This window comes from Luteimonas sp. MC1825 (assembly GCF_014764385.1).
Classification (GTDB): domain Bacteria; phylum Pseudomonadota; class Gammaproteobacteria; order Xanthomonadales; family Xanthomonadaceae; genus Luteimonas.
On sequence record NZ_CP061714.1, the window covers coordinates 753074 to 771995 of the forward strand.

21 protein-coding genes are annotated in these 18922 nt (G+C 67.4%); 17 read left to right on the forward strand and 4 right to left on the reverse strand.

The window, feature by feature from the left end:
- The first annotated feature begins 211 nt into the window (after positions 1 to 211).
- The 6 genes from IDM46_RS03520 (at position 212) to IDM46_RS03545 (ending at position 5189) form a co-directional block, all read left to right on the forward strand.
- On the forward strand, positions 212 to 1171 hold the full coding sequence (locus IDM46_RS03520; protein ID WP_185114826.1) for a lytic transglycosylase domain-containing protein: 960 nt from the start codon (positions 212 to 214) through the stop codon (positions 1169 to 1171).
- 142 nt (positions 1172 to 1313) lie between these two features.
- On the forward strand, positions 1314 to 1949 hold the full coding sequence (gene petA, locus IDM46_RS03525; protein ID WP_182822460.1) for a ubiquinol-cytochrome c reductase iron-sulfur subunit: 636 nt from the start codon (positions 1314 to 1316) through the stop codon (positions 1947 to 1949).
- A gap of 3 nt (positions 1950 to 1952) precedes the next feature.
- The gene (locus tag IDM46_RS03530) at positions 1953 to 3212 is read left to right on the forward strand and encodes a cytochrome bc complex cytochrome b subunit (protein WP_182822458.1); all 1260 of its coding nucleotides are present in this window, start codon (positions 1953 to 1955) and stop codon (positions 3210 to 3212) included.
- Positions 3205 to 3960 carry a cytochrome c1 gene (locus tag IDM46_RS03535; RefSeq protein WP_182822456.1) on the forward strand — a complete coding sequence of 252 codons (756 nt, stop codon included), beginning with the start codon at positions 3205 to 3207 and terminating at the stop codon, positions 3958 to 3960. Before IDM46_RS03530 ends, IDM46_RS03535 begins: the two co-directional genes overlap by 8 nt.
- A gap of 85 nt (positions 3961 to 4045) precedes the next feature.
- Positions 4046 to 4681, forward strand: coding sequence for a glutathione S-transferase N-terminal domain-containing protein (locus IDM46_RS03540; protein ID WP_182822454.1), 636 nt, complete (start codon positions 4046 to 4048; stop codon positions 4679 to 4681).
- A gap of 49 nt (positions 4682 to 4730) precedes the next feature.
- Complete coding sequence (locus tag IDM46_RS03545; protein ID WP_223878051.1) at positions 4731 to 5189, forward strand: ClpXP protease specificity-enhancing factor; 459 nt, start codon at positions 4731 to 4733, stop codon at positions 5187 to 5189.
- A gap of 33 nt (positions 5190 to 5222) precedes the next feature.
- Here the strand turns inward: IDM46_RS03545 and IDM46_RS03550 are convergent, their stop codons facing one another.
- Positions 5223 to 5555: a DUF3301 domain-containing protein gene (locus IDM46_RS03550; RefSeq protein ID WP_182822449.1), complete on the reverse strand. Its 333-nt coding sequence runs from the start codon at positions 5553 to 5555 to the stop codon at positions 5223 to 5225.
- 104 nt (positions 5556 to 5659) lie between these two features.
- Between IDM46_RS03550 and IDM46_RS03555 the strand changes: the two genes are divergently transcribed.
- Entirely contained in the window at positions 5660 to 6136 is a 477-nt protein-coding gene (locus tag IDM46_RS03555) for an FHA domain-containing protein (RefSeq protein WP_182822447.1), read from the forward strand.
- Here the strand turns inward: IDM46_RS03555 and nadC are convergent.
- Positions 6133 to 6993: a carboxylating nicotinate-nucleotide diphosphorylase gene (gene nadC / locus IDM46_RS03560; RefSeq protein WP_185114828.1), complete on the reverse strand. Its 861-nt coding sequence runs from the start codon at positions 6991 to 6993 to the stop codon at positions 6133 to 6135. The genes IDM46_RS03555 and nadC overlap by 4 nt on opposite strands.
- Positions 6990 to 7259, reverse strand: a complete 270-nt coding sequence (locus IDM46_RS03565) for a Trm112 family protein (RefSeq protein ID WP_182822443.1) — start codon at positions 7257 to 7259, stop codon at positions 6990 to 6992. The genes nadC and IDM46_RS03565 overlap by 4 nt, the downstream gene beginning before the upstream one ends.
- 56 nt (positions 7260 to 7315) lie before the next feature.
- On the opposite strand from IDM46_RS03565, the gene purE reads away from it, so the two are divergent.
- On the forward strand, positions 7316 to 7822 hold the full coding sequence (gene purE / locus IDM46_RS03570) for a 5-(carboxyamino)imidazole ribonucleotide mutase (RefSeq protein WP_182822440.1): 507 nt from the start codon (positions 7316 to 7318) through the stop codon (positions 7820 to 7822).
- Between the two features lie 34 nt (positions 7823 to 7856).
- Complete coding sequence (locus IDM46_RS03575) at positions 7857 to 8999, forward strand: 5-(carboxyamino)imidazole ribonucleotide synthase (protein WP_185115247.1); 1143 nt, start codon at positions 7857 to 7859, stop codon at positions 8997 to 8999.
- Here the strand turns inward: IDM46_RS03575 and IDM46_RS03580 are convergent.
- Positions 8992 to 9576, reverse strand: a complete 585-nt coding sequence (locus IDM46_RS03580; RefSeq protein ID WP_185114829.1) for a Fe-Mn family superoxide dismutase — start codon at positions 9574 to 9576, stop codon at positions 8992 to 8994. The genes IDM46_RS03575 and IDM46_RS03580 overlap by 8 nt on opposite strands.
- A 72-nt stretch (positions 9577 to 9648) precedes the next feature.
- Here IDM46_RS03580 and grxD point away from each other — a divergent pair, with 72 nt between their 5' ends.
- From grxD to IDM46_RS03620, 8 genes are all read left to right on the forward strand, one after another.
- Positions 9649 to 9975, forward strand: a complete 327-nt coding sequence (grxD, locus tag IDM46_RS03585) for a Grx4 family monothiol glutaredoxin (RefSeq protein ID WP_182822436.1) — start codon at positions 9649 to 9651, stop codon at positions 9973 to 9975.
- Positions 9972 to 10724 (forward strand): SDR family NAD(P)-dependent oxidoreductase, encoded by a 753-nt coding sequence (locus IDM46_RS03590; RefSeq protein WP_223878017.1) that lies wholly within the window; start codon positions 9972 to 9974, stop codon positions 10722 to 10724. Before grxD ends, IDM46_RS03590 begins: the two co-directional genes overlap by 4 nt.
- Positions 10721 to 11317 (forward strand): MarC family protein, encoded by a 597-nt coding sequence (locus tag IDM46_RS03595; protein WP_185114830.1) that lies wholly within the window; start codon positions 10721 to 10723, stop codon positions 11315 to 11317. The genes IDM46_RS03590 and IDM46_RS03595 overlap by 4 nt, the downstream gene beginning before the upstream one ends.
- A gap of 240 nt (positions 11318 to 11557) precedes the next feature.
- Entirely contained in the window at positions 11558 to 14863 is a 3306-nt protein-coding gene (locus IDM46_RS03600; RefSeq protein WP_182822431.1) for a carboxypeptidase regulatory-like domain-containing protein, read from the forward strand.
- 130 nt (positions 14864 to 14993) lie between these two features.
- The gene (gene ppnN, locus IDM46_RS03605) at positions 14994 to 16382 is read left to right on the forward strand and encodes a nucleotide 5'-monophosphate nucleosidase PpnN (protein WP_185114831.1); all 1389 of its coding nucleotides are present in this window, start codon (positions 14994 to 14996) and stop codon (positions 16380 to 16382) included.
- 296 nt (positions 16383 to 16678) lie between these two features.
- The gene (locus IDM46_RS03610; RefSeq protein WP_185114832.1) at positions 16679 to 17191 is read left to right on the forward strand and encodes a GspH/FimT family pseudopilin; all 513 of its coding nucleotides are present in this window, start codon (positions 16679 to 16681) and stop codon (positions 17189 to 17191) included.
- Entirely contained in the window at positions 17188 to 17658 is a 471-nt protein-coding gene (gene pilV, locus IDM46_RS03615; protein ID WP_221441770.1) for a type IV pilus modification protein PilV, read from the forward strand. Before IDM46_RS03610 ends, pilV begins: the two co-directional genes overlap by 4 nt.
- Complete coding sequence (locus IDM46_RS03620; RefSeq protein WP_185114834.1) at positions 17655 to 18908, forward strand: PilW family protein; 1254 nt, start codon at positions 17655 to 17657, stop codon at positions 18906 to 18908. The genes pilV and IDM46_RS03620 overlap by 4 nt, the downstream gene beginning before the upstream one ends.
- The last annotated feature ends 14 nt before the right edge of the window (positions 18909 to 18922 follow it).

An 18922-nucleotide genomic window follows, 5' to 3' on the forward strand; every position in this document is an offset into this window, starting at 1 on the left:
TGATTCCGGGCCGGAAGGGCGAGGGGCGGCAAAGTGTAGCGCCGGCGTCCGGAACACGCGCGCGGGCGCGTTTGCTGTGACGGTTGGCCCGCGTCGGCCGGCCGTGGCCCGGCGGGGCGTGCGCAACGCGGATCCTCGCCGTCCGTCACGTTCCCGGGCCTTGGCAAGCCCTCCCGAAGATAGGAGACTGCGACGTGATGGAGGGGCAGGGATGAAGCACGTCGGGGCAATCTTGGGTCTTGCCTGCCTGTTGGCGGCGGCGCCTGCCGTGGCCGGCACGATCTACCGCTGCGACGTTGGCGACGGCGTGCAGAGCTACGTCAGCAAGCGCATCCAGGGCGCCACCTGCACGGTGGCCACCACCTACAGTGGCAGCCGCCCCAGTCGTCCCTCATCTCCCAGCAAGCCCTCGCAGGTGGCCGCGGCCGTCGGTGGCGCCAGCGCCTCCAACGTGGTCGAAGGCTCGCCGGTCTCGCTGCATTCCAATGCGCCGGCGACCTTCATGGGTGGCGCGGGCGCGGGCAGTGCCAACGCGGCACCCGCGCCGGTCATGGTCAGTGCGCCTTCCGCACCGGCCTCCGGCAGCAGCCAGCGGCGCCTGGTGCAGGGCGAGGTGTACTCGTACGTGCAGGACGGCGTGCGCCATTACACCAGCCGCAGGCCCAAGGGCAGCACCGGGGCGACCGCGCTGCGCACGATCCGCTACAGCTTCTTCGAGACCTGCTACGCCTGCGGTTCGCCGGGCGTCAATTTCGGCACGCTGCGCCTCAACACGCAGGCCTTCGATGCGGAAATCAAGGCCGCGGCGAGCGAGTTCGGGGTCGAGGTCGCCATCATCCGCGCGATCATGCACGCCGAATCCGCCTTCAACCCCAATGCCCTGTCGCGCGTCGGCGCGCAGGGGCTCATGCAGTTGATGCCGGCCACGGCGCAGCGCTTCGGCGTGGTCAATGCGTTCGACCCGCAGCAGAACATCCGCGGCGGCGTGCAGTACCTCTCGTGGCTGCTGAAGCGCTTCAAGGGCGACCTGACCCTGGCGGCCGCCGGCTACAACGCCGGCGAGGGCGCCGTGGACCGCCACAAGGGCGTGCCGCCGTACAACGAGACGCGCCGCTACGTGGAGCGCGTCGCCGTGCTCGCCGACCGTTATCGGGGCCAGTCGGCCAACTGATTCCGGGTTTCGCCGTCGCCGGCGTTGTCCCCTGAATCGGCGTTCCGCTACACTTCACTGTCTTTGTGGCCGGCGTTCCCTCGTGGAGCGTCGTGCAGTGGCAGCCAATTGATCAGCGACCAGACGGTTTTCGGAGTGGCGGATGGGCAATGAAGGGGTTCTGGATCCTGTCGAAGGGGGCTCGGTCGATCACGGCCGGCGCCGCTTCCTGACAGCCACCACCGCAGTGGTCGGCGCCGTGGGCGCGGGCGTGGCCGCGGTTCCGTTCATCAAGTCGTGGCTTCCCAGCGCGCGGGCCAAGCTCGCCGGCGCGCCGGTGACCGCCGACATCAGCGCGCTGGCCGAGGGCCAGCGCCTGATGCTGGAATGGCGCGGGCAGCCGATCTGGATCGTCAAGCGCTCGCAGGCCATCCTCGCCGCGCTGCCGACCCTTGACGACCAGCTGCGCGATCCGCAGTCGGAGAACGTGGAGCAGCAGCCGGAGTACATCCGCGCGATCAGCCCGGAGCTCCGCTCGTTCAAGCCCGAGATCTCGGTGCTCGTGGGCCTGTGCACGCACCTGGGCTGCTCGCCCGAGATGGTCGCCGAGATCCGTCCGGCCCCGTTCGACGCCGAGTGGAAGGGGGGCTACTTCTGCCCCTGCCACAAGTCGAAGTTCGACATGGCCGGCCGCGTCTACCAGGGTGTCCCGGCCCCGACCAACCTCGTGGTGCCGCCGCACCATTTCGTCGACGACAACACCATTGTCATCGGCGTCGACCCGCAGGGGGCCGCGTAAGCCATGGCCAACGTGATCACGCGCACCGCCAGCAACGTGGCGGACTGGGTCAACGAGCGTGCGCCCGGCATGATGCCGATGTACCGCAAGCACATGACCGAGTACTACGCGCCGAAGAACTTCAACTTCTGGTACTACATGGGCTCGCTGGCCATGCTGGTGCTGGTCAACCAGATCGTCACCGGCATCTTCCTGACGATGCACTACAAGCCGTCCGCGGCCGAGGCGTTCAGCTCGGTCGAGTACATCATGCGCGACGTGGAGTGGGGCTGGCTGATCCGCTACATGCACTCCACGGGTGCCTCGCTGTTCTTCATCGTCGTCTACCTGCACATGTTCCGCGGGCTGATGTACGGCAGCTACCAGAAGCCGCGCGAGCTGGTCTGGATCCTCGGCATGCTGATCTACCTGGTGCTGATGGCCGAGGCCTTCCTGGGTTACGTGCTGCCCTGGGGCCAGATGTCGTTCTGGGGCGCCAAGGTGATCATCTCGCTGTTCGGTGCGGTGCCGGTCATCGGCACCGGCCTGACCGAGTGGATCATGGGCGACTACCTGCCGTCCGACGCCACGCTCAACCGGTTCTTCGCCCTGCACGTGATCGCGCTGCCGCTGGTGCTGCTGCTGCTGGTCGTACTGCACCTGGGTGCGCTGCACGAGGTCGGGTCCAACAACCCCGACGGCGTCGACATCAAGAAGGGACCCAAGGGCAACCGCTGGGATCCGAACAAGCCGGCCGACGGCATCCCGTTCCACCCGTACTACACGGTGAAGGACCTGGTGGGCGTGGGCTTCTTCCTGATGATCGCGGCGTTCATCATCTTCTTTGCGCCGGCCTTCGGGGGCTGGTTCCTCGAGCATGACAACTTCACCGAGGCCAACCGGCTGGTGACGCCCGCGCACATCAAGCCGGTCTGGTACTACACGCCGTACTACGCGATGTTGCGCGTGGTGCCGCACAAGCTGTCCGGCGTGCTGGTGATGTTCGGCGCGATTGCCATCCTGTTCCTGGTGCCGTGGCTCGACCGCTGCAAGGTCAAGTCGTACCGCTACCGCGGGCTGATGTCGAAGGTCCTGCTCGGCCTGTTCGCGATCAGCTTCATCTGGCTCGGCAAGATCGGCGCCGGCCCCGGCACCGACCCGGTCGAAACCATCGTCGGCCGCGTGCTGACCTTCTTCTACTTCGCTTTCTTCATCACCATGCCGCTGTGGACCAGGATCGACAGCACCAGGCCGGTACCGGAACGGGTGACGACGCATGACTAATCCGATTGCCACCCTGCTCGCGCGCGCCAGCGTGTTCGCGGCCGCGATGCTGCTGTCGTTCTCCGCGCTGGCCGCCACCGCGGGCCCCCTGCAGCAGGCAGGTACCGATCTGGGCGACCAGGGCTCGCTGCAGCGCGGCGCCAAGCTGTACATGAACTACTGCTCGGCCTGCCACTCGCTGAAGTACCTGCGCTACTCGCGCATCGCCGACGACCTCGGGCTGACCGAAGAAGAGGTGATGGCCAACCTCAACTTCACCGGCGCCAAGTTCGGCGAACCGATCCTCACCGCCATGCCGGCCGAAGGTGCCGCGGGCTGGTTCGGCATCGTGCCGCCGGACCTCAGCGTGACGTCGCGCGTGCGCGGCGGCGACTGGATCTACAGCTACCTCAAGTCGTTCTACATCGACGAATCGCGTCCGCTGGGCTGGAACAACACCGTGTTCCCGAATGCGTCCATGCCCAACGTGCTGTGGGAGATGCAGGGCATCCAGCGCCCGATCCACGGCGATCGCGACGCGGCCACCGGCGAGCCCACGATTGCCGGCCTGGAAGTCTCCACCCCGGGCAGCCAGGACGGCGTGGCGTTCGACCAGACGGTGCGCGACATCACCGCTTTCCTCGAGTACGCCGGCGAGCCTGCCGCCCTCAAGCGCCAGAGCATCGGCGTGTGGGTGTTGCTGTTCCTCGCCCTGCTCACGTTCCTCGCCTGGTTGCTGAAGAAGGAATACTGGCGGGACGTGCACTGACGGGAAGGAAACCGGGCGACCGCCTGCGAGGGGCAGGCGGCGTCGTTGCGGCTGGCGGAATCCGGTCGCGGGAGAAGGTCCGATGATGGCTGCGAGTCCGCGCATGCGTAATGCCCTGACGCTGTTTTCCTCCGCCGACGACGTCCTCTGCCACCGTGTCCGGCTGGTCATGGCGGCCAAGGGCGTGGCCTACGACCTGATCATGGTCGACCCGCAGAATCCTCCCGAGGACCTGCTGGACCTCAACCCCTACCACTCGGTGCCGACCCTGGTCGAGCGCGACCTCGTGCTGTATGCCTCGAGCGTGGTCACCGAGTACCTCGACGAACGCTACCCGCATCCGCCGCTGATGCCGGTCGATCCGCTGTCGCGCGCCCGCTTGCGCCTGGCGATGCTGCGCATCGAGCACGACTGGGTCCCGCAGGTGCAGGCCATCCAGGTGGGGAGCAAGGCGCAGGCCGATGCCGCCCGCAAGCGCCTCAAGGAGCTGGTCACCGCGTCGGTGCCGCTGTTCCAGGCCAGCAAGTTCTTCCTCAATCCGGAGATGAGCCTCGCCGACTGCGCGATGGCGCCGATCATCTGGCGGCTGCAGGCACTGGACATCCCGCTGCCCAGGGACGGCAAGGCGATCGAGGATTACGGCAACCGCATCTTCCGCAACCCGGGATTCGCGCGCAGCCTGACGCCGCAGGAACGCCTCCTGCGCGACCTGCCGGCCTGAGTCCTGCGCCGCGCGGTAAACTGCGTGCATGAGCAACGACGCACCCGTGATGACCAGCCACCGCCCGTACCTGCTGCGGGCGCTCTACGAGTGGATCGCCGACAACGGCATGACGCCGCACCTGCTGGTCGATGCCACGCAGCCCGGCGTGCGGGTACCCGCGCATACGGTCAAGGAAGGCCGGGTGGTGCTGAACGTCGCTGATCGCGCCGTGTCGCGCCTGGAGATGGACAACGACGCCGTGCGTTTCACCGCGCGCTTCGGCGGCGTAAGCCAGCCGGTACTGGTGCCGATCGCGGCGATCCTGGCGATCTATGCGCGCGAGACCGGTCAGGGCATGGCGCTGCCCGAGGATGTCGCGGGCACGCCGCCGCCTGACGACGCGGACGCCAGCGGCCTCGGGGCGAGCGACCAGGGCGATGCGACCGATGAGGATCCGGATGGCCGTCCGCCGTCCGATGGCGGCACGCCACCGCCCCGGCGCGGCCATCTGCGCGTGGTGAAGTAGCCGCCGATCGAGGCGACCGCTCCGGCCGCCGGATCAGTCGAGCTGCTGCAGCGATTCCACCACGGCCCGGCTGGGCCCGGTGAACGCGACCAGGCGGTCCCCGTGGAACACCATCAGGCCGCGGTTGCGGTCGCTGCCTGCGTGCGAATACTCGAAGCGGAACGTGCGCTCCAGGCCCAGCCGCCCGTCATCGCGCCTGCGCAGCCGCAGGCCGATGGCATGCACGGTCTGGTCGAGCAGTTGCACGCCTGCGGCGTGGCAGGCATTGCGGCCGACGTCGATGGCGCGTTCGCTGGCGGCGCGGCCGGCGTTCCACCACGCATAGGCGAACGCGCCGGCTATCATGAGCAGGATCAGGCTGGGCATACGTTCGCAATCTGGGGCAAGCCCTTGCTTTGAGCAAGCCTTTGCGTGGGCTTCACGCACGACGTCGCAGTTTGCCCCCCATGAATTCCATCCGCCGAGCAGACATGTCCCCCACCTCTTTGGCGATCGCACCCGGCGATGGCGATTCCACACTGGCCACCGTGGTGCGCCCCGCGCTGCCGCGATTCGTGCTGCGCGGGGTCGGCGGCGCGGGATTCGGCCGCACCTTCGCGCTGGTCGGGCCGACCGTGCTCGGGCGGGCGCCCGATTGCGGCATCCACCTCGACCATCCCGGTGTCTCGCGCCAGCACGTGCGCCTGACGCCGACCAGCGAGGGGCTGCTGGTCGAGGACCTCGGCTCCACCAATGGCTGGCTGCTCAACGAGTCGGTGCAGCAGCGCGCCTGGGCGCACCATGGCGACGAGCTCGGGTTCGACGTGCTGCGCTTTCGCGTGGTCGCCCCCGGGGTTGCCCCGGCACAGCCGGCCACGCCACCGAAGGCGCGCAAGGCAACGCCCGTCTGGCGCTGGGTCGCGGTCGTCGCGGTGCTGGGTGGCGTGGCGCTGCTGCTGCTGCGCTAGGCTGGAGGCGGCCCGAGCTTCAGCGACAGGTCGACCGCGCGGACATGCTTGGTCAGGCCGCCGATCGAGATGCAGTCCACGCCGTCCTCGGCGATCGCGCGCACGGCGACCAGGTCCACGCCGCCCGACACCTCCAGCGGGATCCGTCCCGCGGTGATCCGCACCGCTTCGCGACGCGTCGCGGCGTCGAAATCGTCGATCAGGATGCGGTCGCAGCCCGCCGCCAGGGCATCGGCCAGTTCGGCCAGCGTCTCGACCTCCACGATCAACGGCAGCGTCGGCTGGCTGGCGCGCGCGGCGGCGATGGCGGCGGCGATCGAACCGGCGGCGCGCACATGGTTCTCCTTCAGCATCACCGCGTCGTACAGGCCCATGCGGTGGTTGCCGCCGCCGCCCACGCGTACCGCGTACTTCTGCGCAAGGCGCAGGCCCGGCAGCGTCTTGCGCGTGTCGAGGATGCGCGCGCCCGTGCCGCGCACTGCGGCGACGTGCGCGGCGACCGTGGTCGCGGTGCCACCCAGGGTCTGCAGGAAGTTCAGCGAGCTGCGCTCGGCGCTGACCAGGGCGCGGGTGCGCCCGGCGAGCGTGGCGAGCACCGCGCCGGCGCGGGCGCGATCGCCTTCGGCCACGCGCCAGTCGATCACCACGTCCGGATCGAGCGCGCGGTGGCAGGCGTCGAACCACGGTCGGCCGCAGACCACGGCGTCTTCCTTGCACAGCAGGTAGGCGACTTCGGGTGCGTCGGGCAGCAGCGCCGCAGTGACGTCGCCGGTGCCGATGTCTTCGGCCAGCGCGCGTGCGACGTCGGCGGCGACCATGTCGGCCGGCGGCGGATCGAAGCCCGCGGCGGTGCTCATGCCTTCGGGAAATCCGCGGCCTGGGCGGTGGCGATGGCCTCCTCGACCAGCAGCACCGGAATGCCGTCATCGATGCGGTAGACCGTGCGGCGGTCGCGCGTGACCAGGGCTTCGCGCAGCGGCTCGGCCTGCGGCGACTGGTCGCCGCGCAGCAGCGTGCCGGCGGCGATGGCGCGGTTCAGGGCATCCAGGCCCGCGGGCTCCAGCAGCGCCAGCGACTGGCGCGTGGCGGGGCAGACCAGGATGTCGAGCAGCTTGCGATCCATGGCGATACGTCTCGGCGTTGGCCCGCTAGAATACGTCTTTGCCACGGGGGACGGCCATGACCGCCATCCACACCTCGCCCGTCGTGGGCATCGTGATGGGTTCGCGTTCCGACTGGGACACGATGCAGCATGCCGCGCAGCGGCTCGAGGCGCTGGGCATCGCCCACGAGGTACGCGTGGTCTCCGCGCACCGCACGCCGGACGTGCTGTTCGAATACGCCGCCACGGCGCGTGAGCGCGGCCTGAAGGCGATCATCGCCGGGGCCGGCGGTGCCGCGCACCTGCCCGGCATGCTGGCGGCCAAGACGCCGGTGCCCGTTCTGGGCGTGCCGGTGCAGTCGAAGGCACTCAACGGCATGGATTCGCTGCTTTCCATCGTGCAGATGCCAGCCGGCATTCCGGTGGCGACGTTCGCCATCGGCAACGCGGGCGCGGCCAACGCCGCGCTGTTCGCGGCGGCGATGCTGGCCGCCGCCGGCGACGCCAGGGTCGCGGATGCGCTGGACGCGTTCCGCCAGCGACAGACCGATGACGTCGCGTCCAGCGACGACCCGCGGCAATGAGCGCGCCACGCCACCCCGCCGCGCGGCCGGCGGCATGACCACCGTCGGCATCCTCGGCGGCGGGCAGCTGGCGCGGATGATGGCGCTGGCCGGCGCACCGCTCGGCCTGCGCTTCTCGGTGATGGACACCAGCGCCGACGCCTGCGCGGGCCAGTTCGCACCATTGGTGGTCGGCGACTACCGCGACCAGGCCGCGCTGGCGGAATTCGCCGCGCGCATCGACGTAGCCACTTTCGATTTCGAGAACATCCCGGCGGTCTCGGCGCAATGGCTGAGCGAGCGCGTGCCGATGTTCCCCAACCCACGCGCGCTCGGCACCAGCCAGGACCGCCTGGCCGAGAAGACCCTGTTCCGCGCGCTGGATATTCCGGTGCCTGACTTCGTTGCCATCGCCACGCGCGACGAACTCGATGCCGCCATCGCCACCGTCGGCGCGCCCTGCATCCTCAAGACCCGGCGCCTTGGCTACGACGGCAAGGGCCAGTTCCGGCTGCGCGCGGCCGGCGACGCCGACGCCGCCTGGAACGCGCTCGGGGCGCAGGCCACCACTGTGGGGCTGATCCTCGAGGCCTTCGTGCCCTTCGACCGCGAGCTCAGCGTGGTCGCCGTGCGCGGCCGCGACGGCGGCTTCGACACCTGGCCACTCACCGAGAACTGGCACGTCGACGGCGTCCTGTCGGCAAGCCTGGCGCCGGCCTCGGTGACACCCGCGGTCGAGGCCACGGCGGTCGCGCATGCCCGCGCGCTGGCGGAGGCACTCGACTACGTGGGCGTGTTCGCGCTGGAACTGTTCTGCCGCGACGGCGTGCTGCTGGCCAATGAGCTGGCGCCGCGCGTGCACAACTCGGGCCACTGGACCATCGAAGGTGCCGAGACCTCGCAGTTCGCCAACCACCTGCGCGCCGTGCTCGGCCTGCCGCTGGGGGCGACCCGCGCATTGGGCCACGCCTGCATGCTCAACTGGATCGGTGAGATGCCGCCGCTGCATGCCGTGCTCGCGGAAGCCGGTGGCCACTGGCACGACTACGGCAAGCAGGCACGCCCGGGGCGAAAGGTGGGGCACGCGACGCTGCGTGCCGATGACACCGCGGAACTGGTCGAAGCACTCGCACGCATCGGCGCGGCGCTGGGGCGGGAGGCGCAGGTGGCGCCGGTGATCGCGCGCCTGGCTACTTGAGGTTCGACGCCGCGAAGCCCCAGTCGGCCACGTTCCAGAACGCTTCGACGTACTTGCCGCGGGCGTCGCGGTAGTCCAGGTAATAGGCGTGTTCCCACAGGCTCAGCGCCAGCAGCGGGCGGTCGTCGCCGGTGATCGGCGATGCGGTGTTGGCGGTCTGCACCAGCGCCAGCTTGCGGTCGGGACGCTGCACCAGCCATAGCCAGCCGGAGCCGAATGTCGCGGTGGCCAGTGCCGCGGCACGCTCGCGGAAACGCGCCGCATCGCCGAAGCGCAGGTTGATGGCATCGGCCAGTGCGCCGCGAGGCTCGCCGCCGCCAGCCGCGGCCGGCTTCAGGCAGCGCCAGTGGAATGCCTGGTTCCAGGCCTGCGCGGCATGCTGCTGCAGGCGGCCCTGCGCGCCGCGCACGATCTCCTCGAGCGTCGCCTCGGCCATGCCGGCCGCGGGCGCCAGCGCGTTCACCGCGTCGACGTGGGCGCGGTAGTGGCGACCGTGGTGGTGATCGAGCGTTTCGCCCGAGATGTGCGGTTCGAGCGCGGTGCGGTCGAAGGGCAGGGCGACGGGTTCGATGGGCATGGCCTTACAATACCGCGATCACAGTCCCCCGCACGCGGGCCCGCGCGGCCTGCAGCGCCTGCCGGAGCCACCATGCCGATCATTGAACGCATCCAGGCCGAAATCGACGGCCACCCCATCGTGCTCTTCATGAAAGGCACGCCGCAGTTCCCGATGTGCGGGTTTTCCAGCCGCACCGTGGGCGCGCTGCGCGCCGCGGGTGCCGACATGGAGACGCTGCACACGGTCAACGTGCTGGAAGCGCCGGAGATCCGCGCCAACCTGCCGCGCTTCTCCAACTGGCCGACGTTCCCGCAGCTGTTCATCCACGGCGAGCTGATCGGCGGCTGTGACATCACCCTGGAGCTGCAGGAGTCCGGCGAGCTGGCGCGCATGGTCGCGGAGACGCAGAAGGCGTGAGCGTGCCCGCGGCCGACGACGGGACGCCCGCAGCGCTGGCGGGTCGGGTGGTGCTGGTTACCGGCGCGGCCGGCGGCCTCGGCGCGACCGCGGCGCACGCCTGCGCGCGCGCCGGCGCGATCGTGGTGCTGCTTGGGCGCAAGGTCCCGAAGCTCAACCGCGTGTATGACGCCATCGTCGATGATCCGGCCGGGCTGCCGGAACCGGTCAACTACCCCTTCGACCTCGCCGGGGCCGGCTACGACGACCATGCCGAACTCGCCAAGCGCATCCAGGCCCAGCTCGGCCGTCTCGACGGCGTGCTGCACTGCGCCGCCGACTTCGCCGGCCTGACGCCGCTCGAGCACACCGATCCGGCGGCCTTCGCCCGCGCCCTGCATGTCGATCTCACCGCGCGCTGGTGGCTCACCCAGGCCTGCCTGCCAATGCTGCGCCAGGCGGACGACAGCGCGGTGGTCTTCGTGGTCGATGACACCGTGCCCGGCGCTGCCTACCGCGGCGCCTACGGCATCGCGCAGCAGGCCCAGCTTGCGCTGCTGGCGACGCTGCACGCCGAACTGGCGGCTTCGCCGGTGCGGGTGTCGGCCCTGCGCCCGGGCCCGATGCGCACGCCGCTGCGCGCCCGCGCCTACGTCGAGGACCAGGACCTGCGTGCGCGCGATCCGGCCCGTTATGCCGAAGCCTGCGTACGACTGCTGGCCCCGCAGGGAGCCGTACATCGCGGCCAGGTCTGGGCGCCCGCGCCATGACCATCGCCTCGGCGGCGCTGCTGCTGTTCCTCATCCTCGACCCGCTGGGCAACATCCCGGTGTTCCTCAGCATGCTGCGCACGCTGCCGCCGCACCGGCAGCGGGTGGTGCTGGCGCGCGAGCTGCTGATCGCGCTCGGTGTGCTGATGCTGTTCCTGTGGGGCGGCAAGTACGCCCTGGAGCTGATGCACCTGCGCCAGGAGTCGGTCTCGATCGCCGGCGGCATCGTGCTGTTCCTGATCGGCCTGCGGATGATCTTCCCGCCGCCGGAGGGCCTGATGGGCGAGCTGCCGGGGGGCGAACCCTTCATCGTGCCGATGGCTATCCCCCTGGTGGCCGGGCCTTCGGGCATGGCGGCGGTGATGCTGATGGGTACCCGCGAACCCGACCGCCTCGGCGAATGGAGCCTGGCCCTGTTCCTGGCCTGGGTCGCGACCGCCGCGATCCTGTTCTCGGCCACCTATCTCTACAAATTGCTGGGCATCCGCGCCCTGATCGCGGTCGAGCGGCTGATGGGCATGCTGCTGGTGGCGATTTCCGTGCAGATGCTGCTCGACGGTGTCGCCAGCTACCTGGCCAGCCTGCCCGCCTGAGGCAAGCCACGCTTCAATCACTTGCATGGCATGCCTAAGTCATTGCCTGAGCTGGAATCTTGCCTCCCGGCACGCCGCGCCAAAGCGTCATATGACTGTCATCACGGCCGGCTAACGTGTTAATCTGTTGTTAACCCGTGGGCCGCCGCAGCGGCCCTCGGCGTGTGGGGGTCCCAAATATCCTTCGCCTGCCGTGCCGGTGCACGGACCGAATTTTCCTTGCCTACCAAGAGTCCAGCCATGACCCGTCGTAACGCTTTCCGTGTGTCGAAACTGTCGCTCGGCCTGATCGCCGCGCTTGCCGCCGCACCTGTCTTCGCGCAGAGCACGTCCGCCGGTGTCGGTGGCGTGGTCACCAGCAGTGATGGCCAGCCTGTCACCGGTGCGGAAGTCGTCATCACGCACATCGAGTCGGGTACCGTCAGCCGTGCCACCACCGACGCCAGCGGCCGCTACAACGCGCGCGGCCTGCGCGTCGGCGGCCCGTACGAGGTGACCATCACCAAGGCGGGCGCGGGCACGAAGACCGAAGACAACGTCTTCCTCAACCTCAACCAGGTCAACACGGTCAACGCCGCACTGTCGGGCGACGTCACCACGCTTGGCACCGTCACGGCCATCGGCGTTGCCGGCGGTTCGGAAGTCTTCAGCGCGAGCAAGATGGGCACCGGCACCAGCGTGAACCGCGAAGCCATCGACGCGATGCCGTCGATCGGCCGCAACATCCAGGACCTGATGCGCCTCGATCCGCGCGTCTCGCAGATCAGCAAGGCTGACGGCGCGATCTCGGCCGGCGGCCAGAACACGCGTTACAACGCCATCCGCATCGACGGCGTGGGCACCAACGACCCGTTCGGCCTCGAGTCGAACAACCTGCCGACCGAGCGCCAGCCGGTGTCGATGGATGCGATCCAGGAAGTCAAGATCGACCTCGCCAACTACGACGTCACCACCACCGGCGGCACCGGTGCGGTGGTCAACGCCGTGACCAAGTCCGGCACCAACGAGTTCCACGGCTCCGTGTATGGCGTGTACCGCAGCGACGACATGGTGGGCGAGGACCAGAACGGCAACGACTTCAACGGCTTCAACAAGGAAGAGACCTACGGCTTCACCCTGGGTGGCCCGCTGGTCAAGGACAAGCTGTTCTTCTTCGCGAACTACGAGAAGTTCACGCGCGGCGCCCCGGGTCCGGACCTGGTGAACAGCCCGTACGGCCGTGGCCAGATCACCGATACCGACATCAATGCGATCCGCGCCGCTGCCACCACCTGGGGCTTCGACGCCGGCCAGCTGACGGGTGCCGATACCGCCGATACCGACATCGAGGAATACGCGATCAAGCTCGACTGGAACATCAGCGACGCGCATCGCGCCAGCCTGCGCTACAGCAAGATGGAACAGGACGTCGCGAAGATCCCGCCGTCGAGCTGGAACAGCGCGGTATCGCTGAGCACGCACTGGTACAACCAGAACAAGTCGTTCGAGAGCATCGTCGGCCAGGTCTTCAGTGACTGGAGCGACAATTTCTCCACCGAGATCAAGGTGTCGCAGCGCAACTACGACGCCATCGCCGAGCCGACCGCGAACCTGCCGCACATCCGCATCGACTACGGCAACAACCAGGTTGTGCTGGGTACCGAGCAGAACCGCCACGTGAACATCGTCAACACCGAGGAGAACAGCCTGTTCTTCGCGGCCAACTGGTACGTCGGCGACCACACCCTGAAGTTCGGTGGCGATTACACCGAGAACGACATCTTCAACTACTACGGCCGCAACCAGAACGGCTTCTACCGCTTCGGCAGCCTGGCCCAGTTCATCGCCGGCAACCCGCGCGAGTACGCCTACCGCGCGCCGTTCCCGACCGGCAGCTACGCCGACATCCCGGCGTCGTTCAGCATCAAGAACACCGGCTTCTTCGTGCAGGACACCTGGGCGGTCAATTACAACCTGAGCGTCATGCTCGGCCTGCGCGGCGACAAGCCGTCGTTCGGTGGCAGCCCGCTCGCCAACGACTGCATTTCGTCCGCCCCGAACGCCGCGGGCACCGGCGTCGCGGGCTGCCAGTTCGGCGGCTACGGCTATGACAACACCGCGCTGATCGACGGCACGCTGTGGCAGCCGCGCTTCGGCTTCAACTACACCTTCGACAGCGACCGTCCCACCCAGGTCCGCGGCGGCGTGGGCCTGTTCATGGGCGCGGCGCCCAACGTGTGGCTGTCCGGCGCATACCAGAACACCGGCATGAGCTATGTCGAGTACAGCGGCAACAACGCGTCCGGCCTGGGCCCGATTTTCTCCCCGGATCCCAACAACCAGCCGACCGTCGGCTCGGTGAGCCCGCGCCAGAACGTCGACATCATGCATCCCGACCTGAAGCAGCCGTCGGTGTGGAAGGCCAACCTGGCGTTCGACCATGAACTGCCGTTCGGTGGCCTGGTCGCCTCGGCCGAGCTGCTGCTGACGCAGGTCAAGGATGCGATCTACTTCGAGCGCCTGGACCTGGGCGCGCCGAACACGATCACCGGCCCCGATGGCCGCGTCATGTACTGGAACAACGCAGGTCTCAACCCGGCGGCATGGGGGACCTCGCTGTCGTCCGCCACCGGCGGCGTGCAGCGCTACAACCGCCTGCCGTACGCCGGCGACGTGATGCTCGCCCGCAACACCGACAAGGGCAGCAGCCAGCAGTTCACCGTCTCGCTCGAGAAGCCGCTGGTCGAGAACTGGTCCTGGCTGGTCGGTTACACCTACACGGCCGCCAAGGAAGTCAGCCCGCTGACCAGCTCGCAGAACACCTCGAACTGGAACAACAACCCGATGTTCAACGCGAACGAGCCGGAGCTCAGCGATTCGCGTTATGCCATCAAGGATCGCTTCACCGCCGGCCTGACGTTCCAGAAGGCGTTCTTCGGCGACTACAAGACCACCGCCTCGATGTTCTACGAGGGCCGTTCGGGTCGTCCCTTCAGCTACGTGTTCTACAACGACGCCAACGGCGACAGCCGCACGTTCAACGACCTGATGTACGTGCCCACCGGTCGTGGCGACGTGGTGTTCACCAACGTCGTCTCGAACGGCGCGGTGGTCACCGCTGCCGCGCAGGAAGCCGCGTTCTTCGCATGGCTCGACAGCCACCCGGAACTGAAGCGCTTTGCCGGCGGCTACGCCCCGGCGAACGAGTTCAAGGCCGGCTGGACCAACAGCTTCGACGTGCGCTTCAGCCAGCAGCTGCCGGGCTTCATGAAGGGCCACAAGTCCGAAGTGATCCTCGACATCATGAACGTCGGCAACCTGATCAATGACGACTGGGGCCAGATCGTGGACGCCGGCTTCAACTCGAACATCGCGGTCGCCAACTTCTCGGGCATCTGCAACACGGGTTCGATCACCTCGGGCATCTGCCCGACCGGTTCCGAGGGCAAGTACGTGTACCACTTCACGGGCGCGCAGGACCTGCAGACGCAGGAAACCAACGGCGACGGCGTGAACACCGGCGTCTCCCGCTGGCAGGCACAGCTGACCTTCCGCTACGAGTTCTGATCGATCAGGACACGCGCGGAATTCGGAACGGCCGGGGCATGCCCCGGCCGTTTCCGTTTGCGCCACAGCCTGCGCTAGAGTCTTCGCCTGAGCGACGACGACAACGACAACAAGAAGAATGAGAGACGCCATGAATGACACCGCGAAGCCCGACAGCACCCTGCCCACCGTCAACGCGCGCATCTACCCGCGCGGCGGCCTGGACGTGCTCTCGCGCGAGGAAGTCGCCCGCCTGAAGGACGCCTCCGCCGGCGGGCTGCACGACCTGCTGCGGCGCTGCGCGCTGGCGGTGCTGACCAGCGGCAGCACGTCCGACGACCCACGCGCCGCCCAAGAGATGTACCCCGACTTCGACATCCAGGTGGCGCAGCAGGACCGCGGCGTGCGCATCGAACTGCAGAACGCGCCGGCCATGGCGTTCGTGGATGGCGAGATCATCCGCGGCGTGGCCGAGCTGCTGTTCGCCACGGTGCGTGACCTGGCCTACATGTCGATCGAGCTCGGCCCCGAGTACGCCAAGGACCTGGAATCGTCGGCCGGCATCACCGACGCCGTATTCGGCCTGCTGCGCAACGCACGCCTGCTGTACCCCACCGATCCCAACCTGGTCGTGTGCTGGGGTGGCCACTCCATCGGCCGCGACGAGTACGAGTACACCAAGCTGGTGGGCTACGAGCTCGGCCTGCGCGGCCTGGACATCTGCACCGGCTGCGGCCCCGGCGCCATGAAGGGTCCGATGAAGGGCGCCAACATCGCGCATGCCAAGCAGCGCCAGCGCCGCCCGCGCTACATCGGCATCACCGAGCCCGGCATCATCGCCGCCGAATCGCCGAACCCGATCGTCAACAACCTGGTGATCATGCCTGACATCGAGAAGCGCCTCGAGGCGTTCGTGCGCATGGGTCACGGCATCATCGTGTTCCCCGGCGGCGTCGGCACCGCCGAGGAGATCCTGTACCTGCTCGGCCTGCTGCTGCGCGAGGAGAACATGGAGCTCCCGTTCCCGCTGATCCTCACCGGCCCGGTCGCCTCCGCGCCGTACTTCGAGCAGATCGACCGCTTCATCCGCCTCACTCTTGGCGACGCAGCCACCGAGCGCTACGAGATCATCGTGGGCGATCCGCAGGCCGTCGCCCGGCGCATGGTTGAAGGCATCAAGCGCGTGCGCAGCTCGCGCATCGCGCACAAGGATTCGTTCTACTTCAACTGGGGCCTCGAAGTGCCGCTGCCGTTCCAGCAGCCGTTCGTGCCGACGCATGAGGCGATGGCGGCGCTGGACCTGCACCACGGGCGCAAGCCGCATGAGCTGGCCGCGGATTTGCGTCGGGCGTTCTCCGGGATCGTGGCGGGTAACGTGAAGGAAGACGGGATGCGCCGGATCGAGGCGTTCGGGCCATTCCAGATCCACGGCGACAAGGACATGATGGAGTCGCTGGATGCGCTGCTGCGGGCGTTCGTGGAGCAGCGGCGGATGAAGATCAGCGGGGAGTACAGGCCTTGTTATGAGGTGGTGACCTGATAGGGCGTCGCCCCCCAGCCGGCACAGTGAAGTGCCGATATGCTGAGACTTGGAAGGGGGGCGCCCGCTGAAACAATGCGTCGAAGGCACAGCCCCGATCTGCGTGTGCGCCCGTCGTAGGAGCCCCATGGGCCCGATGAAGCCCTTCAAACACCCCATGCAACACCCCAAGTAGTGACGCAGGCCCAAGAACCATCGCGTTCATCCTCCAGTCGCGACCGCCCGTCCCCTGTCGATTGCATCCCCCTGACTCCGCGGTAGCCTTGCTGAGGCTGGCCGCACTGCGGGTAGGGGACATGCATCACAGACGCGAATCGGGGTTCACCCTCATCGAGCTCATGGTCACGATTGCCATCGTGGCGATTCTCTTGGTAATTGGTTTGCCGAGCTTCCAGGGCTCGCTGCGTTCCAATCGGGTGGCGACATCCACCAACGAGTTGATGGCTAGCGTGTCGCTGGCGCGCACCGAGGCGATCCGCAGCACCAAGACGGCGACGATCTGCGCAAGCAGTGACGGCACCAGTTGTGGCACGGATTGGAACCAGGGCTGGATCGTCTGGACGGACAATGATGGCAACAACACGCTCGCCGCCAGCGAGATCGTTCGTTACGTCCAGGCATCCTCCGATCTTTCGCTGGCAACGGCATCCGCCGCAGGCACCATCAAGTTCGACAATCGCGGTCGCGCGGATACCGCGCAAACCTTCACGCTTAAGCCCAGTAATTGTCCAAGTGGGCAGACGCTGCAGCGCGAACTGAAAGTAACGAGTGTCGGCCAGGTCAACATGAAGAAGGAGAACTGTCCATGAGGCGGTTTCCAGCCCGTCGCCGCAACGCTGGCGGCTTCTCAATGATCGAAGTACTTATCGCGCTTGTGGTGCTTGCAATCGGCCTGTTGGGGCTTGCGTTGTTGCAGACCATGAACCTCCGTTACACCAAGAGCGCCAACCAGCGGACTCAGGCAGTCAACCTGGCCGGCGAACTACTCGACATGATGCGTTCCAACCGCAGCGAGCTGGCGGCGTATGCGTTCACCGACACCGATCTTTCGGGCGTGACTGTCCCCGTTGGTGGATGTGAGACCAAGCCCGCGTTGGGTGCCGCCAGCAACGTCGAACGATGGAAATGCGAAGTACGCGAAGCCCTGGGGGCGGACGCGAGAGTCAGTGTTGTTTCCGATGCCGCAGGCAACGCCACGGTCAACGTGCAATGGGCCGAAAGCAACATGCCCGCGCTCCAGGGGCAGGGCAAGGTAACACTGGAAACGAAGCTATGAACAATCTTCGCTCCCCATATCGCAGTGCCGGCCTGTCCCTCATCGAACTGATGATCGCCCTTGTCATCAGCTCCCTTCTGGTCCTGGGATTGGTCGAGGTATTCGCCGCATCGCGTAGCGCTTATCAATTGTCCACCGGTCTTGCACGGGTTCAAGAAAACGGCAGGTTCGCACTTGACTTCATGCAGCGTGACATTCGCATGGCGGGCCACCTGGGTTGCGTCAATGACCAAGCACGGTTTCTCCCGGGGAACGTGACCCCGTCGCGCCCGGCCCTGGCGTCAACCTTCCTGACGGCTGCCCAACAGTTGGCCGAAAATTACGCGGCGGCGCCGGAATCCTTGCGCTTCGACGTCGGCATGCAAGGGCATGACGCGAAGATTGGCGGTGGTGGCACAGCCACGGGATCCGGCAGCACGATCACGCTGGCTACTGTGCCAGTGAAGGCAGCTGATGCAACAGCGTGGGAGCCGGCGTTGTCCGCAGGATTGTTTGCCAATCTCAACAACCCGGTCCAGAACAGTGATGTCATCGTGCTGCGTTACTTCGCTCCCACGGGCGCGCAGATGACAGCTTTCACTCCCGGTGACCCGGCGACCCTGAACTTCAGTGTTCCACAGTCTAAGCGGCTGACTGAAGGCGTCACGAACCCGGGGCTGTTTGGCATTACCGATTGTATGAACGCGGCGGTTTTCCAGGCCACAACTACCAACATGGCGGGCGGTTCCCTAACGGTCAATGTCGATACCGGGGTGAACAAATCCGGCCTGCTCGGCATCCAATCTTTCGTGCAGGGTCAGGCGGTTATCTATCGCGCGGAAAGCGTCGTGTATTACGTCGGCATAAACGCGGATAGCAATCCCGCGCTGTATCGACTGCGTTATACCCTGACGCCAGGTGCCGCCGCACCGATCGCGACCAATGAAGAACTGGTCGAGGGTGTCGAGTCTATCCAGCTCCAATATGGCCAGGACAGCCGTACTGCGGCCAATGAGCCTCCTACCGGGAATATCGGCAGCAGCGTTATCGCTAGTGCCCTCCTGCCGGCAGCCGACCCGGCAACAGCATGGCGACGCGTTGGTCTGGTGCAGGTGGGCCTGGTCGCCCGCAGCCCGGAACCCGCGGCGGCGACACAGGCGGTTGCGCCGCTGTCTGCTCTGGGTGTCACGGTGACGCCGCCCAACGACAGTCGGTATCGCACCGTCTATGAAGATTCAATCGCCCTCCGCAACCGCCTGTTCGGGAATTGAGTGGCCTGATGAGT

Excerpts from the sequence above, each read along its gene's own strand:
- IDM46_RS03520 (WP_185114826.1), top strand. The coding sequence starts at position 212 with ATGAAGCACGTCGGGGCAATCTTGGGTCTTGCCTGCCTGTTGGCGGCG.
- petA (WP_182822460.1), top strand. The coding sequence starts at position 1,314 with ATGGGCAATGAAGGGGTTCTGGATCCTGTCGAAGGGGGCTCGGTCGAT.
- IDM46_RS03530 (WP_182822458.1), top strand. The coding sequence starts at position 1,953 with ATGGCCAACGTGATCACGCGCACCGCCAGCAACGTGGCGGACTGGGTC.
- IDM46_RS03535 (WP_182822456.1), top strand. The coding sequence starts at position 3,205 with ATGACTAATCCGATTGCCACCCTGCTCGCGCGCGCCAGCGTGTTCGCG.
- IDM46_RS03540 (WP_182822454.1), top strand. The coding sequence starts at position 4,046 with ATGGCTGCGAGTCCGCGCATGCGTAATGCCCTGACGCTGTTTTCCTCC.
- IDM46_RS03545 (WP_223878051.1), top strand. The coding sequence starts at position 4,731 with ATGACCAGCCACCGCCCGTACCTGCTGCGGGCGCTCTACGAGTGGATC.
- IDM46_RS03550 (WP_182822449.1), bottom strand. The coding sequence starts at position 5,555 with ATGCCCAGCCTGATCCTGCTCATGATAGCCGGCGCGTTCGCCTATGCG.
- IDM46_RS03555 (WP_182822447.1), top strand. The coding sequence starts at position 5,660 with ATGTCCCCCACCTCTTTGGCGATCGCACCCGGCGATGGCGATTCCACA.
- nadC (WP_185114828.1), bottom strand. The coding sequence starts at position 6,993 with ATGAGCACCGCCGCGGGCTTCGATCCGCCGCCGGCCGACATGGTCGCC.
- IDM46_RS03565 (WP_182822443.1), bottom strand. The coding sequence starts at position 7,259 with ATGGATCGCAAGCTGCTCGACATCCTGGTCTGCCCCGCCACGCGCCAG.
- purE (WP_182822440.1), top strand. The coding sequence starts at position 7,316 with ATGACCGCCATCCACACCTCGCCCGTCGTGGGCATCGTGATGGGTTCG.
- IDM46_RS03575 (WP_185115247.1), top strand. The coding sequence starts at position 7,857 with ATGACCACCGTCGGCATCCTCGGCGGCGGGCAGCTGGCGCGGATGATG.
- IDM46_RS03580 (WP_185114829.1), bottom strand. The coding sequence starts at position 9,576 with ATGCCCATCGAACCCGTCGCCCTGCCCTTCGACCGCACCGCGCTCGAA.
- grxD (WP_182822436.1), top strand. The coding sequence starts at position 9,649 with ATGCCGATCATTGAACGCATCCAGGCCGAAATCGACGGCCACCCCATC.
- IDM46_RS03595 (WP_185114830.1), top strand. The coding sequence starts at position 10,721 with ATGACCATCGCCTCGGCGGCGCTGCTGCTGTTCCTCATCCTCGACCCG.
- IDM46_RS03600 (WP_182822431.1), top strand. The coding sequence starts at position 11,558 with ATGACCCGTCGTAACGCTTTCCGTGTGTCGAAACTGTCGCTCGGCCTG.
- ppnN (WP_185114831.1), top strand. The coding sequence starts at position 14,994 with ATGAATGACACCGCGAAGCCCGACAGCACCCTGCCCACCGTCAACGCG.
- IDM46_RS03610 (WP_185114832.1), top strand. The coding sequence starts at position 16,679 with ATGCATCACAGACGCGAATCGGGGTTCACCCTCATCGAGCTCATGGTC.
- pilV (WP_221441770.1), top strand. The coding sequence starts at position 17,188 with ATGAGGCGGTTTCCAGCCCGTCGCCGCAACGCTGGCGGCTTCTCAATG.
- IDM46_RS03620 (WP_185114834.1), top strand. The coding sequence starts at position 17,655 with ATGAACAATCTTCGCTCCCCATATCGCAGTGCCGGCCTGTCCCTCATC.